We start from the raw sequence: 14,840 nt of genomic DNA, 5'->3' as shown, positions 1-14,840 counted from the left end.
TGCCAGGCCTGGGCTTCTTGAAATCCCTGTAGGAGCGGGCTTGCCCGCGAAGAGGTCCTTGAGGCTGATGCAGGTGCAACACAACCGCCAATGCCTCTTTATGGTGCGGCGCCACGCTACCGATCGTCGGATGTCGCGATCAGTGTGAGGGTTGTCGGTGACACTTAAAGGTGTCGCTTCTGGGAAACCCACGCGGCGCGTGTCACTAAACTGCTCAACCGTTACAGGCAACGCGCTAGCTCGCCTGTTCTGGACGACTGGCCAACACGATGCAAGCACTTGAATTGCCCCATAAAGGCGTCGTTTTCAGGTTTTTTTGGATGGCCGTTCAAGTTTAGGCACGGCGTTTGCGTTGAGATTGGCAAGCCTACCCCCGGAAAATGACCGAGGGGTCATAACAAGAAGTAAGTGCCCGCCTGAGGCACACCCTGCATTTGTGTGAGGAGAAATCGCGATGACGTCGTACACCTCCGGGAATCCAACCCAGAACCGCACAGCACCCCAGTCCATCGGGTTTCTTCTATTGGACAATTTCACCCTGATTTCCCTGGCATCGGCGGTCGAGCCGCTGCGCATGGCCAACCAGCTGTCTGGCCGTGAGCTGTATCGTTGGCACACGCTGACCATCGATGGCGGCCAGGTGTGGGCAAGCGATGGTCTGCAAATCACACCGGATGCCGCCATCAGCAATGCTCCGCCTATCGACACCGTGATTGTCTGTGGTGGTGTTGGCATCCAGCGTTCCGTCACCCGTGAACACGTCACCTGGCTGCAAGCCCAGGCCCGTCAGTCGCGCAGGTTGGGTGCCGTGTGCACCGGCAGTTGGGCACTGGCCTGCGCTGGCCTGCTCGACGGCTTCGATTGCAGCGTGCACTGGGAATGCCTGGCCGCAATGCAGGAAGCCTTCCCGCGGGTGAACATGAGCACCCGCCTGTTCACCCTTGACCGCAACCGCTTCACCAGCTCCGGTGGCACCGCGCCGCTGGACATGATGCTGCACCTGATCAGCCGTGATCACGGCCGCGAGCTGTCGGCGGCGATCTCCGAGATGTTCGTCTACGAGCGTATTCGCAACGAGCAGGACCACCAGCGTGTGCCGCTCAAGCACATGCTTGGCACCAACCAGCCGAAGTTGCAGGAAATCGTCGCGTTGATGGAGGCCAATCTGGAGGAACCGATCGACCTGGACGAACTGGCGGTCTATGTGGCGGTTTCGCGGCGTCAGCTGGAGCGCCTGTTCCAGAAGTACCTGCACTGCTCACCTTCGCGCTACTACCTGAAGTTGCGCCTGATCCGTGCGCGGCAGTTGCTGAAGCAGACGCCGATGTCGATCATCGAAGTGGCATCGGTGTGCGGCTTCGTGTCGACCCCGCACTTCTCCAAGTGCTATCGCGAGTACTTCGGTATTCCGCCGCGTGACGAGCGCGTGGGCTCCAACACCGCGCAGCAGGTGGCCATGATGCCGATTCCGCAGGCCATGACCCTGTCGCCGCACAGCGGGCCGATGGCGGCCCTGAGCCAGGCACGCAACGAGTCGACATTTGCCAGTGTAAGGCTCTGAGACCGCGCCGACCTCTTCGCGGGCACGCCCGCTCCCACAGGTCACACCCGCTGAGCTTGAGCCAGCGGTGACCTGTGGGGGCGGGCTTGTTCCGCGAAGGGGCCGGTCCTGGGTAAATGAATTACGCGCGTTTGTTGAACTGCGCCAATGCCGGCAACAGTTGCTTGTCGATGGCCTGGCGAACTGCCGGCAGGATCGTCGCACTGCCGGTGTACATCTGCTCCACCATCCCCTTCAGCGCCCGCGCATTGGGCTCGGTCAGCCCACGAACCACCGCTTCACACGCCTGTTCGGCGCTAGCCCCGGCCGGAATATCGAAACCGCGCGCGCGCAAATGGCCGGCGAGGTCGTCCTGATCAATCAAATCCGCATGCATCATGGCTGTTGTCCCTTTTATCGCTAAGAGAGTGCTGCTGTGATTTACGACCGATTCTGTGACGTGTGCGACAGCCTCGCAAGGACAGAATGTCGCCATGGCTGCTTTGGCTAAGAACAGGTCGTTTACGACTAAATCCCCTGCCAGGCAAGCACGCACACTGAAGCCATTCACGGTACAGAGGGTTTGGTCACCCTCGCTCACGCACAGTGGATGTTGCTCGCTCTTGGCCCCGGTAGCTCACGGCTTTCCGGGGTTATTTTTATTCCGCCAGACTCCCCTATACATACACCTAGCATTTATGTCAGGTGACGGACTGCAGAAGTCTGTGCTCTTTTGTGGAAGATGGATTCCACAGGAGCGGAAAATGTGAAAAAGAATATCTGCATGATCATTGTCCTAGGCGCGACTTTGATAATGGCTTCATGTTCGTCATCTACCCCGTCAATGAGCACTGTTGGCAGTGTTGTTCCGCAGCTGTTTACACTGCAGCCTACTCAAAACCGCCAGATGCTTCAGAAAACAGCAAAAGGCTATCTGAAAACGTTGTTGGCCGACCCCGCTAATGAAGAATTCACGCTAGTGAAGGTTGAGGCGTCATTGATTGGGGGGAACGCTGAAAACATCGCTATAACACTACCGGATCGAAAGGCTGAAAAGTTTAATCGGAGAAACTTCAATGCCTTGGCTGATGGGTATGAAGGATGGGTTGGCTATCAGCCTTCACAGTGGAAGGCAGGCCACTCGGGGTCGGAAGGAGAAATTGATTTCGATCCTAAATACTATATGTCAATCGTCCGTCTTGATAATCAGCTGGCAGGCAATTTTTTGGTGGGTGGCCAGCGGTACCGATTGGTTTATATCGGTTCAGGTATGCACGTGCTGATCAAGGTTGACGAGTCAAAGCTGCCCTCTGAAGATGCACGGGGCGTAGAAGTTGAGAATACGGTATATCCTGCTCTAGAAGAACCGCAGCAGGTCTCGTCTGCCTACAGTATAATAAGACTGCTATTTGTAAGTACCGTTCAGTCTCGCGCGAAAAATCCAAACTATCGTGCTGATTTGATGTTAGGGTTGCAGGATGTAAATCAAATTGCAAAAAACAGCAAGGTGAATATTACTTACGAGTTTGCGGGGTTTATAGATTCTGCTATTGACGAAGAGGGGAAAGACTTTGGAACGCTGCTCAATGAGGTTCAATATAACAATCCCGCTGTCAATGCCAAAAGGGTGGAGCTCAGGGCAGATCTAGTTTCGATGTACGTTGCCAATAATGAGCTCTGCGGCGCGGGTAAGCCGTCGAGTAATAAGACGCAAGGCTTTTCGGCGATTAGTTGCATTACCTCGTTAGGCCACGAGATTGGCCACAACTTTGGCATGGTTCATAACTGGGATGGGCAAACGGATACTTATATTCATGGGTATCGCTACGGTCCGGATGGGGGGAACCTCAGGTTCCGAACTCAGATGTCTTATGACTGTAGCCCGACATGTCCGAGAGTACCGTTTTACTCCAATCCGCGGCTGAGTTATCAAGGACAACCTCTGGGTACTGTCGCACATCATGATGTCGCCCGCGCGATCAACGAGCGTAGGGCAAGTATAGAGAGTTTCTACCCTCCCATGCCGGGCGTGCTTAAAAATAAAGGTCGGCTGGAGCAAGGTTCCCCTCACCCCTGCTTGCAGGATTTTGCCGGGTCAAATATCCAGTTCGTCGCGTGCTCTCCTGGCCCGCAGCAGAAGTGGACCTTAGAGCCGTGGGGCGATGCGGGTACGTTCAGGATTGTGGCGCCGGGCGGTAATTGTATGGTCGCGCGCGCTGACAATTATGTTTTGGCTGAGCCATGCCCCGCAACAGTCAAAGATGGTCTTCTCTGGATGGTATCAGCGCAGCCCGATCACACCTTGAAAATACAGAGTTATAACCGCAACCTTTGCCTAGGCTCTCAGCCCAGCTTGAGGCCGGGGCCTGAGTTACTGGCATGTGATAACGGTAGGTACCAAAGTTGGATAAATCTCGATATCCCACAATAACCGAGGCCTAGTGTGGTGTTTCACAAATAACGACCATAACTCGCGGCGCTTTTTGCGCTCATGCGGCGTTGTCGCTCCTCGCCGTAGCTGGGCTACGACTCGTCGCGACGCCTTGCCTGAGCGCAAAAATCGCTCGCGAGTTATTGGCCGTATTTGCAAAACACCACACTAGCGAGCAGCCATGGTCTGGCTGCTCTCGTTGGTATCAACCAGGAATCTTTATCACACGGCCTGTAAAGGCTGGCGTTGGTAAATCCCGTTGGCTATCGACCACGCTTTGTAGTTGATTGGTGCTGAATTCTCCAAAAGGCTTGGCCTTTGGCCCCGCCAGGTCCACATGTAAAAGCAATTGCTCACTGGCGGCTAACGCCTCGTCAAAACCTGATCGATGCAAGCTGTGATACAAGTGCAGTCGCTTTTTATCGAAGCCGATGATCTGCGTCTGCACCCACACCTCGGTGCCCAGCTTCACCTCGTGCAGATAATTGATGTGCGCCTCCAGCGTGAACAGCGAATTACCGCTTTGCCCGCGGCTGTCGGCGTCCAGGCCAATGCGCTCCATCAGGGCATCGGTCGCGTAGCTGAAGATCAGCAGGTAGAAGGCATCGCGAAGGTGCCCGTTGTAATCGACCCAGTCCTCCTGGACCGTGGTGCGGTAGGTGATCAGAGCAGGCATCTTGGTCTCCTTAATCGCTGAACGACATGCCGTGGCTGGCCTTGCTGGACTTCACCGCTTCCAGTACCGCCAGCAGGGTGTCGTCACGGTAGCGCTCCAGTGCAGCGATGCTGCGCTCGCCCTGTTGCTCGGAAGTGCCGCTCACCACATCGTCGATCAGCTTGTCGGTCAGTTCCGGTGCTGGCAGGTACGTCCAGGGCAGCTTCAGGGCAGGGCCGAACTGTGACATGAAGTGGCGCATGCCGGCATCGCCACCGGCCAGGGTATAGGTAAGGAATGTGCCCATGAACGACCAGCGCAAGCCTGCGCCGAAGCGGATCGCGTCGTCGATTTCGCCCGTGGTGGCAACGCCGTCGTTGACCAGGTGCAAGGCCTCGCGCCAGAGCGCTTCGAGCAGGCGGTCGGCGATGAAGCCTGGCACTTCCTTGCGCACATGCAGTGGGCGCATGCCGAGGGCGGTGTAGATGGTTTTGGCAGCTTCAATGGCCTCGGGTGAGGTGCGGCTGCCGCCGACGATCTCGACCAGCGGCAGCAGGTACACCGGGTTGAACGGGTGGCCGACGACGCAGCGCTCAGGGTGAGTGGACGACTCGTAGAACTCGCTGGGCAGCAGGCCCGAAGTGCTTGAGCCGATGATTGCGTCAGGCTTGGCTGCGGCGCTGATTTTTGCGTGCAGGTCGAGCTTGAGGTCCAGGCGCTCTGGTGCGCTTTCCTGGATGAAATCGGCGTTGCGCACGCATTCCTCGATGGTTGCCACGAACTTCAGGCGGTCTTGCGATGCGCCAGGGGCCAGGCCTTGTTTTTCCAGTGCCGGCCAGGCATTGGCGACACGTTTGCGCAGTGCCTGTTCGGCGCCGGGCGCGGGATCCCAGGCCACCACGTCCAGGCCATGGGCCAGGGCGCGGGCGACCCAGCCGCTGCCGATCACGCCGCTACCCAGGGCGGCGAAGGTTTTGATTTCAGTGATAAAGGGCATAGCTGGTCCTCAGGGTAAAACACAGTCATCAGGGTTAATGCCTAACCCTGTGGGAGCGGGCATGCCCGCGAACACCGGCACGGCCGGTGCCATCCATCGCGTTGCCTGCTTCGCGGGCACGCCCGCTCCCACAGGGTCTTCGGCGCATTTGCGATCGTTGAAAGGATCAGCGGCGCTTGAGGTTCATTTTTTCCCGACCTTCTGCCGGGCTGAGCACGCGGCCACCCATGCGGGTGATGATCTCGCTTGCGCGTTCCACCAGTTGGCCATTGCTGGCCAGCACGCCACGGTCCAGATACAAGTTGTCTTCCAGGCCCACCCGCACATTCCCGCCGAGCAACACGGCCTGCGCGGCCATGGGCATCTGCATGCGGCCGATGCCGAAGCCGGCCCAAGTGACGTTGGCAGGCAGGTTGTCGACCATGGCCTTCATGGTGGTGGTGTCGGCCGGTGCGCCCCACGGGATGCCCAGGCACAGCTGGAACAACGGGTCTTCAAGCAGGCCTTCCTTCATCATTTGCTTGGCGAACCACAGGTGGCCGGTGTCGAAGATTTCCAGCTCGGCCTTCACCCCCAGTTCGGTAATGCGTTTGGCACCGGCGCGCAGTTGGGCCGGGGTGGACACGTAGATCGAGTTGCCATCGCCGAAGTTGAGGGTGCCGCAGTCGAGGGTGCAGATTTCCGGCAACAGTGCTTCGACATGGGCCAGGCGCTCCAGCGGGCCGATCAGGTCGGTGCCCGGGCCGAACGCCAGCGGCGTTTCACCCGGGCCGATTTCCAGGTCGCCGCCCATGCCGGCGGTGAGGTTGACGATGATGTCCACGTCGGCTTCGCGGATACGCTCCATGACTTCGCGGTAGAGGTTTACATCACGGCTGAAACGGCCGGTCTGTGGGTCGCGGACGTGGCAGTGGACCACGGTGGCGCCGGCCTTGGCGGCCTCTACGGCGGATTCGGCGATCTGTTTGGGCGTGACCGGGACCAGGTGGCTTTTCGAGGCGGTGTCGCCGGCGCCGGTGAGGGCGCAGGTGATGATGACGTCGTGGTTCATGGTGCAGTTCCTTGTGATGTCGGTGTTGGCTTTTTCGCGGGCATGCCCGTTCCCACAGGATCAATGTGATCCCGAGTGTGGCGCTGTACCTGTGGGAGCGGGCGTGCCCGCGAAAGGGCCCTGTCAGTTGGCGGTAAGCTTGAGGTTGTCCGCGGCCGGCTTGCCATCGAAGGTGGTCACACCCTCAAGCCAGCGCGCCTTGTCCTCGGGGTGGTCCTTGAGCCACTGGCGGGCCGATTCCAGCGCGTCTTTGTGGTCAAGCAGTGGCTGCATCATGCGGCTCTCGTCCTCGGCGCTGAACTTCAGGTTGGCCAGCAGGCGGTGGGCATTGGGGCAGCGTTCGGCGTAGTCCGGCGCCGTCACTGTCCACACCGTCGCACGGCCTTCGTCAGGGCCGAGTGCATCCTGGCTGTCACCCAGGTAGGCCATGTCGATGTTCACGTTCATCGGGTGCGGCGCCCAACCGAAGAACACCACGGCCTCCTTGCGCCGCACCGCGCGGTCGACGGCGGCGAGCATGCCGGCCTCGCTGGACTCGACCAGCTGGAACTTGCCCAAGTCGAACTGGTTCTTGGTGATCATCGCTTTGATCTGCGTATTGGCACCGGAACCCGGTTCGATGCCATAGATCTTGCCGCCCAGCTCTTTCTCGAACTTGTGGATGTCGGCGAAGGTCTTCAGGCCCTTGTCGTAGAGGTATTTCGGCACGGCCAAGGTGGCGCGCGCGTCCTCCAGGCTTGGCTTGTCCAGCACCTTGACCTGGTTGGCATCGACGAACGGGGTAATGGTCTGGGTCATGATCGGGTTCCAGTAACCCAGGAACATGTCCAGGCGTTTGTCGCGTATGCCGGCGAAGATGATCTGTTGCGAGGCACTGGTCTGTTTGGTCTGGTACCCCAGGCCGTCGAGCAGTACCTGGGCCATGGCGCTGGTGGCAATGACGTCGGTCCAGTTGACCACGCCCAGGCGCACGTTTTTGCAGGCGGCGGGCTCGGCGGCGAAAAGCGGGGTGGCGACGATGCTGCTCAGGGCAAGGGGCAACAGGCTGCGGCGGATCAAGCTGTGCATGGTGGCTCTCCATCGGCAGTGCATATTGTTATTGAGGGCGGCCTCTGCGGACCGTGTGAATACGCTACGCTGGCGCTACCTTGCCCAAGCGCACGCTAGCGACAGGAATTAGCACCGGGGCGACCAGTTTCTGTGGAGGAGGGGATGATGGAGACGATTGCCTTTCTGTTGGTGCCCGGCTTTTCTGCCATGGGGTTCATTTCGGCGGTGGAGCCACTGCGGGTGGCCAATCGTTTTGGCGGGCAGTTGTACCGGTGGCAGGTGCTTAGCCTGGACGGTGAGGCGGTGCTGGCGAGCAATGGCATGTCGATCAATGCCGATGCCGCCCTGGGGGAAGGAGAGCCGGCCAACATCCTGCTGGTGGTTGCGGGCTTTGAGCCACTGGCCAATGTCGCACCCAAACTGCTGCATGCGCTGCGCCGGCTCAACCACGAAGCTGTCATGCTCGGTGGCATCGACACGGGCGCGATGGTGCTGGCCGAGGCAGGGCTGCTCGAGGGCTACCGGGCGACATTGCATTGGGAGGCGCTTGAGGCATTCAAGGAACGCTATCCAGGCCTTCAAGCCACCCAGGAGCTGTTCGAAATTGACCGCAGCCGCATCACCTGCGCTGGCGGAACCGCCTCGATCGATTTGATGCTGCACCTGATTGCCCAGTCTCACGGCAGCGAACTGGCGGTCAAGGTGTCGGAGCAGTTCGTGCTGGGTCGTATCCGTCAGCGCCAGGACCACCAGCGCATGCAGATCGGTGCGCGTTATGGCATCAGCAACAAGAAGCTGGTCCATGCCATTGGCGAAATGGAAAAACACATCGAGCCACCGTTGAGTACGCTGGAACTGGCTGCCGCGATCAAGGTGACAAGGCGTCAACTGGAGCGTTTGTTTCGCATGCACCTTGATGCAACCCCGAGCGGTTTCTATCTCGGGTTACGGCTGGACAAGGCGCGCCAGCTGTTGGCCCAGACCGACATGTCGGTGACTGAAGTCAGCCTTGCGTGCGGGTTTGAACTGCCATCCTATTTCACGCGGCGCTACAAGCTGAGGTTTGGACGGTGCCCGCGGGAGGAGCGACGGCCCAGCGGTACAAAGTGAGCTTTAATCCAGTTCACGCTCGAGAATGGCCCTTAGCTTTTCGCGATTCCTTGCTTGCAGATCTTTGCGAAGCGGGGCGAAATCCGCTGCATTGAAGCGTGCACCCAAATGGTCAAATATCAGGTTCAACTTTCTGGTGGGCTCGACCGGGTCGGTAACGCAGTAGGCATAAAACAGGATCGCAACCGGGACCTGGTCCCCTTCATGGTCCATTTCGATACTGAGATGTGAAGAGGCGTTCATGACGGTGAAGGTACGCGTACCGGCCGACTGCAGAGCGGCTTGAACATTTTCTTCGAGGCTCTTGAACCAAGGTCCTTTCTCGCGGGGCGGGGGTAGATAGCCACTGTAAACATCGCTTAATGCAAGCAAGTGTGGCTCATACACGATGGTTTTATGAGTGTGTTCGAACAGGGTGAATTTCAATGATTGCAAGGTGGCGAGAGCGACAGTGAACCATTGCTGAGGCTGGGTCTCCATCGAGAATTTTTCATTGGCCACTGCTTGTGAATAACGCAGGCATAGCTGCAAGTCTTCCCATGTCTCAAGTGTCAGCCAGGGCGCAGGCTTGATGCTTAGCCGCTCCTCGAATACACGGGTATCCAGGTTCGTATCGCCCATGTGGCATTGCTCCTTGATGGATGCAGATGACCAGAACCGGGTACCAGAGAGCTGGTACCCGGTCTCGCTAATCAGATAGCGAGAAACGCGGCGATGTCGCCTTTTATCTTCTCATTCACAAGATCACGTGCAGCGTCGAAGTGACGAACGCTGAACGTGCCTTGTTGCGAAGCGCGATAAACGCGGGTAGAGGTCTTGTCGACCTTGCGGGTCAGGGCGCCTTCACGCTCGACTTTCGAGTCGTAGCTGGCCTGGAAGCTGGTCATGTGCATCGCCGGCAGGCCTTGTGGCGTCATTTCGCACTGGGCGACCACGAAGTTGCTCGATTTGCCGGATTCACTATGGCTGTGCTTTTCCAGGTGCGCCTTGACTTCCGGCTTCTGCACGACAATTTGCAGAACACGCCTGGCGCAGGCGGCGCGACGAGGGTCCGCGGAGACGCTGATGGTGACGGACTTGGTAATCAGCTCTGCCAGGGTCAGGTTGTCCTCATCAATGGCATCTTCGGCATGTGCTGCGCCCGTCATGGTCCAGCCAAACTTGATCAGGCCATCGTTGTAGAAGTTGTACCACTCGCGCTGCTGGGTCTCCTTGTCGAACTTCTTGTTGGCCAGTTCGGTCATCAAACGCATGCCGGCCAGGATGTCTTCTGCAATGTTGGCAGGGACATTGTCAGCGAAGACGCAGATGGTCTGGCCGGTAGCGGCTACGCGCTCTTGACCCTCTTTGCGGATTTTTTCCATTTCAACTTTGATGTCAGCCACTTTGTAATTCCTTGATAGTTGTGAGTTCCAAGACACACATGGTGAGCACGTGGTCTGGGGGCACTATCGAGCAATTACGCAGGGGGCATCAGCGGCACGTTGTTCCCCTGGAGTTGATCCTTCACTCACACGTGCTGATCAATCTTCGGGTGCTGGCTCGTCACTGTTTTGCGCGCCCAGGCTGCGCAAATACTCGGCTCGCTCATCGCTGCGCTGTGCAATGCAGCTGTTCCAGGCGATCTGGTAGGCCCTGCTGCCGGGTTGTTCAGCATGGGTTTCGACCTTGCAGTCTGCATCGCGCAGTTGGCTCCAGACTTTCTCGGCTGCCTCTATTCGCGACATCAGGCCTGCCTCGTCGCCGAACTGATCACGCATGCGCGCGACCAGGTCTTCGTAGGCCGACTGCAGCTCACGCTCGGCGACCTGCTTGTTGAATGCTGCACAGGCGAAGGTTTGCTGGTCGGTCTCCACATTGTCGCAAGGTGTGCTTTCGTCCTCACTGGCCTGGGCCCCGCTCACGATGGCCAGCAGCACCAGCCATGCCATTGATTTCATCCGTTTTCTCCTCAACAGGCTGTCGAATCGCAAGGATTCTCGCTCAGCCAGAGGCCAGGTGGTAGCTCCCTGACCAAATGTTCATGTACCGGCCGCAAATGTCGTTATCGAGACTGTCTCGCATCCCCGGAACACGCGCCAGACGCGCTCTTGTCGCGCATTGACGCTTTCGGCAAACCCCCTGTCGTTTTTGCACCGGGGCGCCTCGGGGCACAGGCATATGCTGGCCTCAAAGCGCCGGCAGAAGGTTTGGCGCGACCCAACTCTATAAAAGGGGACAGCCTGATGAGCCCAGCCGAACTACACGCCGACAGCATCGTCATCGATGGCCTGATCATCGCCAAATGGAACCGCGAGCTGTTCGAAGACATGCGCAAAGGCGGCCTCACTGCGGCCAACTGCACGGTGTCGGTCTGGGAAGGGTTCAAGGCTACCGTCGACAACATCGCGTCCAGCCAGAAGCTGATCCGCGACAACAGCGACCTGGTGATGCCGGTGCGTACCACCGCCGACATCCGCAAGGCCAAGGAACTGGGCAAGACCGGCATCCTCTTCGGCTTCCAGAACGCCCATGCGTTCGAAGACCAGATCGCTTATGTGGATGTGTTCAAGCAGCTGGGCGTGGGCATCGTGCAGATGTGCTACAACACCCAGAACCTGGTGGGCACCGGCTGCTACGAGCGTGACGGCGGGCTGTCCGGCTTCGGTCGCGAGATCGTTGCCGAGATGAACCGTGTCGGCATCATGTGCGACCTGTCCCACGTTGGCTCCAAGACTTCCGAAGAAGTCATCCTCGAATCGAAAAAGCCGGTGTGCTACTCGCACTGCCTGCCCTCGGGCCTGAAAGAGCACCCGCGCAACAAGTCGGACGAAGAGCTGAAGTTCATCGCTGATCACGGCGGTTTCGTTGGCGTCACCATGTTCGCGCCGTTCCTGGCCAAAGGCATTGACTCGACCATCGATGACTACGCCGAGGCCATCGAGTACACCATGAATATCGTCGGTGAAGACGCCATCGGTATCGGTACCGACTTCACCCAGGGGCACGGCCAGGACTTCTTCGAATACCTGACCCATGACAAGGGCTACGCCCGCCGCCTGACCAACTTCGGCAAGATCATCAACCCGCTGGGCATTCGCACTGTCGGCGAATTCCCCAACCTCACCGAGACCTTGCTGAAACGCGGCCACTCCGAGCGTGTGGTGCGCAAGATCATGGGCGAGAACTGGGTCAACGTCCTCAAGGATGTCTGGGGCGAGTAAGCCGCTCTCCAAGCCTGATAGCCCCTGCCAGCAACGCCGGGGCACCCACAAAAAAATTTTATGGAGTTGAGTTTCCATGGCCAAAATCGCCCCGCAATTGCCAATCGAAGTCGACAGCGAGACCGGTGTCTGGACCAGCGACGCCTTGCCGATGCTGTATGTGCCGCGGCATTTCTTCGTCAATAACCACATCGGCATCGAGGAAGTGCTGGGCGCCGACGCCTATGCCGAGATCCTCTACAAGGCTGGCTACAAGTCTGCCTGGCACTGGTGTGAAAAAGAGGCCGAGTGCCATGGCCTGGAAGGCGTGGCGGTGTTCGAGCACTACATGAAGCGCCTGAGCCAGCGCGGCTGGGGCCTGTTCGAGATTCAGGATATCGACCTGGATAAAGGTACCTGCAGCGTCAAGCTCAAGCACTCTGCGTTCGTGTACGTCTATGGCAAGTGCGGCCGCAAGGTCGACTACATGTTCACCGGCTGGTTCGCTGGCGCGATGGACCAGATTCTCGCTGCCCGCGGCAGCAATATCCGCACCGTGGCCGAGCAGGTCTATGGCGGGTCGGAAGAAGGCCACGAAGATGGCCTGTTCGTTACGAAGCCGTTGTAAGCCGGAGATAGCGTCATGGCATTCGAAGCAATGTTTCAGCCGATCCAGATCGGCAAACTGACCATCCGCAACCGTGTGCTCAGCACCGCGCACGCCGAGGTCTACGCCACTGACGGCGGCATGACGACCGACCGCTATGTGAAGTACTACGAAGAGAAGGCCAAGGGCGGCATCGGCCTGGCCATCTGTGGCGGCTCGTCGGTGGTTGCCATCGACAGCCCGCAGGAATGGTGGGCATCGGTCAACTTGTCGACCGACCGCATCATCCCGCACTTCCAGAACCTTGCCGACGCCATGCACAAGCATGGCGCCAAGATCATGATCCAGATTACCCACATGGGCCGCCGCTCGCGCTGGGACGGCTTCAACTGGCCGACGCTGATGTCGCCATCGGGCATTCGCGAACCTGTGCACCGCGCTACCTGCAAAACCATCGAGGTGGAAGAGATCTGGCGGGTAATCGGCAACTACGCGCAGGCTGCGCGTCGCGCCAAAGAGGGCGGCCTGGACGGCGTGGAATTGTCGGCGGTGCACCAGCACATGATCGACCAGTTCTGGAGCCCACGGGTCAACAAACGTACCGACGAATGGGGCGGTACCTTTGAAGGCCGCATGAAATTCGGCCTGGAAGTACTGAAAGCTGTGCGCGCCGAAGTGGGTGACGACTTCTGCGTGGGCATGCGTATCTGTGGTGACGAGTTCCACCCTGATGGCCTCAGCCACGAGGACATGAAGCAGATCGCTGCCTACTACGACGCCACCGGCATGCTCGACTTCATCGGCGTGGTCGGCTCGGGTTGCGATACCCACAACACCCTGGCCAACGTCATCCCCAACATGAGCTACCCGCCGGAGCCGTTCCTGCACCTGGCAGCCGGTATCAAGGAAGTGGTCAAGGTCCCGGTGCTGCACGCGCAGAACATCAAAGACCCGAACCAGGCCACGCGCATCCTTGAAGGCGGCTACGTGGACATGGTCGGCATGACCCGTGCGCACATGGCCGACCCGCACCTGATCGCCAAGATCAAGATGGGCCAGATCGACCAGATCAAGCAGTGCGTCGGTGCCAACTACTGCATCGACCGCCAGTACCAGGGCCTGGATGTGCTGTGCATCCAGAACGCCGCGACCTCCCGTGAGTACATGGGTGTGCCGCACATCATCGAGAAGACCACCGGCGTCAAACGCAAGGTGGTGGTGGTTGGTGCAGGCCCTGCCGGCATGGAAGCGGCCCGCGTGGCTGCTGAACGCGGCCACGACGTGACCCTGTTCGAGAAGAGGGACCAGATTGGCGGGCAGATCACCATTGCCGCCAAGGCCCCGCAGCGTGACCAGATTGCCGGTATCACCCGCTGGTACCAGCTTGAGCTGGCTCGCCTGAAAGTCGACTTGCGCCTGGGCACTGCCGCTGATGTGGCGGCGATCCAGGACCTGCGCCCGGACGTCATCGTGCTGGCCGTAGGTGGGCACTCGTTCCTGGAGCAGAACGAGCACTGGGGCGCCGCTGAAGGGCTGGTGGTCAGCAGCTGGGATGTGCTCGATGGCAAGGTAGCGCCGGGCAAGAACGTGCTGGTGTACGACACCATCTGCGAATTCACCGGTATGTCGGTCGCCGACTTCATCGCTGACAAGGGCAGCCAGGTCGAGATCGTCACCGACGACATCAAGCCAGGCGTGGCCATGGGGGGGACCACCTTCCCCACCTACTACCGCAGCATGTACCCCAAAGAAGTGATCATGACCGGCGACATGATGCTGGAAAAGGTCTACCGCGAAGGCGACAAGCTGGTGGCGGTACTGGAGAACGAATACACCGGCGCCAAGGAAGAGCGCGTGGTCGATCAGGTAGTGGTCGAGAACGGCGTGCGGCCTGACGAAGAGCTGTACTACGCGCTCAAGGAAGGTTCGCGCAACAAGGGCCAGATCGACGTGGAGGCGCTGTTCGCCATCAAGCCACAGCCGATCCTCAGCCAGCCGGGCGAAGGCTACCTGCTGTACCGCATCGGCGACTGCGTGGCCCAGCGCAACGTGCATGCGGCGATCTACGACGCCTTGCGCCTGTGCAAGGACTTCTGATCGTTAACAGTCGCCGCCATCGGGCGCGATCCCTGTAGGAGCGGGTTTACCCGCGAATGCGTCAGCACTGACAACACTGTTGCCTGACCGAACGCATTCGCGGGTAAACCCGCTCCTACA

The 14,840-nt window shown here is 59.2% G+C and carries 14 protein-coding genes; 6 read left to right on the top strand and 8 right to left on the bottom strand.

All coding sequences use genetic code 11. The features are described 5' to 3' along the window. The first annotated feature begins 454 nt into the window (after positions 1-454). Positions 455-1,561 (top strand): choline metabolism transcriptional regulator GbdR, encoded by a 1,107-nt coding sequence (gbdR, locus tag AC3WLP_RS19770; RefSeq protein ID WP_003255719.1) that lies wholly within the window; start codon positions 455-457, stop codon positions 1,559-1,561. A 121-nt stretch (positions 1,562-1,682) separates the two neighbouring features. On the opposite strand, the gene AC3WLP_RS19765 is transcribed toward gbdR, so the two are convergent. After that, positions 1,683-1,940 carry a hypothetical protein gene (locus tag AC3WLP_RS19765; protein ID WP_003255717.1) on the bottom strand — a complete coding sequence of 86 codons (258 nt, stop codon included), beginning with the start codon at positions 1,938-1,940 and terminating at the stop codon, positions 1,683-1,685. Positions 1,941-2,306: 366 nt separating this feature from the next. On the opposite strand from AC3WLP_RS19765, the gene AC3WLP_RS19760 reads away from it, so the two are divergent. Beyond that, a complete protein-coding gene (locus AC3WLP_RS19760; protein WP_223817354.1) occupies positions 2,307-3,971 on the top strand; it encodes a reprolysin-like metallopeptidase in 1,665 nt (554 codons plus the stop codon). 205 nt (positions 3,972-4,176) lie between these two features. Here the strand turns inward: AC3WLP_RS19760 and AC3WLP_RS19755 are convergent, their stop codons facing one another. From AC3WLP_RS19755 to choX, 4 genes are all read right to left on the bottom strand, one after another. Beyond that, positions 4,177-4,647: a thioesterase family protein gene (locus AC3WLP_RS19755; RefSeq protein ID WP_047603179.1), complete on the bottom strand. Its 471-nt coding sequence runs from the start codon at positions 4,645-4,647 to the stop codon at positions 4,177-4,179. A 10-nt stretch (positions 4,648-4,657) separates the two neighbouring features. After that, positions 4,658-5,623: an L-carnitine dehydrogenase gene (locus AC3WLP_RS19750; protein WP_014755071.1), complete on the bottom strand. Its 966-nt coding sequence runs from the start codon at positions 5,621-5,623 to the stop codon at positions 4,658-4,660. Between the two features lie 166 nt (positions 5,624-5,789). Then, positions 5,790-6,674 carry a 3-dehydrocarnitine:acetyl-CoA trimethylamine transferase CdhC gene (gene cdhC / locus AC3WLP_RS19745; protein ID WP_003255710.1) on the bottom strand — a complete coding sequence of 295 codons (885 nt, stop codon included), beginning with the start codon at positions 6,672-6,674 and terminating at the stop codon, positions 5,790-5,792. Between the two features lie 123 nt (positions 6,675-6,797). Next, complete coding sequence (gene choX, locus AC3WLP_RS19740) at positions 6,798-7,742, bottom strand: choline ABC transporter substrate-binding protein (RefSeq protein WP_014589378.1); 945 nt, start codon at positions 7,740-7,742, stop codon at positions 6,798-6,800. 144 nt (positions 7,743-7,886) lie between these two features. Between choX and AC3WLP_RS19735 the strand changes: the two genes are divergently transcribed. Then, entirely contained in the window at positions 7,887-8,834 is a 948-nt protein-coding gene (locus AC3WLP_RS19735) for a GlxA family transcriptional regulator (protein ID WP_011953245.1), read from the top strand. 3 nt (positions 8,835-8,837) lie between these two features. Here AC3WLP_RS19735 and AC3WLP_RS19730 read toward each other — a convergent pair whose 3' ends face one another. The 3 genes from AC3WLP_RS19730 to AC3WLP_RS19720 all read right to left on the bottom strand — a co-directional run bounded on the left by AC3WLP_RS19730 (position 8,838) and on the right by AC3WLP_RS19720 (position 10,774). Beyond that, complete coding sequence (locus AC3WLP_RS19730) at positions 8,838-9,455, bottom strand: hypothetical protein (protein ID WP_003255706.1); 618 nt, start codon at positions 9,453-9,455, stop codon at positions 8,838-8,840. Between the two features lie 71 nt (positions 9,456-9,526). Further along, positions 9,527-10,219: a hypothetical protein gene (locus tag AC3WLP_RS19725; protein WP_003255705.1), complete on the bottom strand. Its 693-nt coding sequence runs from the start codon at positions 10,217-10,219 to the stop codon at positions 9,527-9,529. 138 nt (positions 10,220-10,357) lie between these two features. Then, positions 10,358-10,774 carry a lysozyme inhibitor LprI family protein gene (locus tag AC3WLP_RS19720; protein ID WP_088513488.1) on the bottom strand — a complete coding sequence of 139 codons (417 nt, stop codon included), beginning with the start codon at positions 10,772-10,774 and terminating at the stop codon, positions 10,358-10,360. Between the two features lie 285 nt (positions 10,775-11,059). Here AC3WLP_RS19720 and AC3WLP_RS19715 point away from each other — a divergent pair, with 285 nt between their 5' ends. From AC3WLP_RS19715 to dgcA, 3 genes are all read left to right on the top strand, one after another. Further along, complete coding sequence (locus AC3WLP_RS19715) at positions 11,060-12,037, top strand: dipeptidase (protein WP_003255700.1); 978 nt, start codon at positions 11,060-11,062, stop codon at positions 12,035-12,037. A gap of 76 nt (positions 12,038-12,113) precedes the next feature. Beyond that, positions 12,114-12,644 (top strand): DUF5943 domain-containing protein, encoded by a 531-nt coding sequence (locus AC3WLP_RS19710; protein WP_011953247.1) that lies wholly within the window; start codon positions 12,114-12,116, stop codon positions 12,642-12,644. Positions 12,645-12,659: 15 nt separating this feature from the next. Next, positions 12,660-14,720 (top strand): dimethylglycine demethylation protein DgcA, encoded by a 2,061-nt coding sequence (dgcA, locus tag AC3WLP_RS19705; RefSeq protein ID WP_003255697.1) that lies wholly within the window; start codon positions 12,660-12,662, stop codon positions 14,718-14,720. Positions 14,721-14,840 lie beyond the last annotated feature (120 nt).

This window comes from Pseudomonas sp. FW305-E2 (assembly GCF_058782925.1).
Note: the sequence above shows the minus strand (reverse complement) of the source record. Positions and strands in the feature narration are given on the sequence as shown.

What these genes read in the sequence shown, in the direction of transcription:
- AC3WLP_RS19710 (WP_011953247.1), top strand. Translation starts at nt 12,114, where the DNA reads ATGGCCAAAATCGCCCCGCAATTGCCAATCGAAGTCGACAGCGAGACC.
- choX (WP_014589378.1), bottom strand. Translation starts at nt 7,742, where the DNA reads ATGCACAGCTTGATCCGCCGCAGCCTGTTGCCCCTTGCCCTGAGCAGC.
- AC3WLP_RS19730 (WP_003255706.1), bottom strand. Translation starts at nt 9,455, where the DNA reads ATGGGCGATACGAACCTGGATACCCGTGTATTCGAGGAGCGGCTAAGC.
- AC3WLP_RS19755 (WP_047603179.1), bottom strand. Translation starts at nt 4,647, where the DNA reads ATGCCTGCTCTGATCACCTACCGCACCACGGTCCAGGAGGACTGGGTC.
- AC3WLP_RS19715 (WP_003255700.1), top strand. Translation starts at nt 11,060, where the DNA reads ATGAGCCCAGCCGAACTACACGCCGACAGCATCGTCATCGATGGCCTG.
- AC3WLP_RS19765 (WP_003255717.1), bottom strand. Translation starts at nt 1,940, where the DNA reads ATGATGCATGCGGATTTGATTGATCAGGACGACCTCGCCGGCCATTTG.
- AC3WLP_RS19750 (WP_014755071.1), bottom strand. Translation starts at nt 5,623, where the DNA reads ATGCCCTTTATCACTGAAATCAAAACCTTCGCCGCCCTGGGTAGCGGC.
- AC3WLP_RS19735 (WP_011953245.1), top strand. Translation starts at nt 7,887, where the DNA reads ATGATGGAGACGATTGCCTTTCTGTTGGTGCCCGGCTTTTCTGCCATG.
- AC3WLP_RS19720 (WP_088513488.1), bottom strand. Translation starts at nt 10,774, where the DNA reads ATGAAATCAATGGCATGGCTGGTGCTGCTGGCCATCGTGAGCGGGGCC.
- gbdR (WP_003255719.1), top strand. Translation starts at nt 455, where the DNA reads ATGACGTCGTACACCTCCGGGAATCCAACCCAGAACCGCACAGCACCC.
- dgcA (WP_003255697.1), top strand. Translation starts at nt 12,660, where the DNA reads ATGGCATTCGAAGCAATGTTTCAGCCGATCCAGATCGGCAAACTGACC.
- cdhC (WP_003255710.1), bottom strand. Translation starts at nt 6,674, where the DNA reads ATGAACCACGACGTCATCATCACCTGCGCCCTCACCGGCGCCGGCGAC.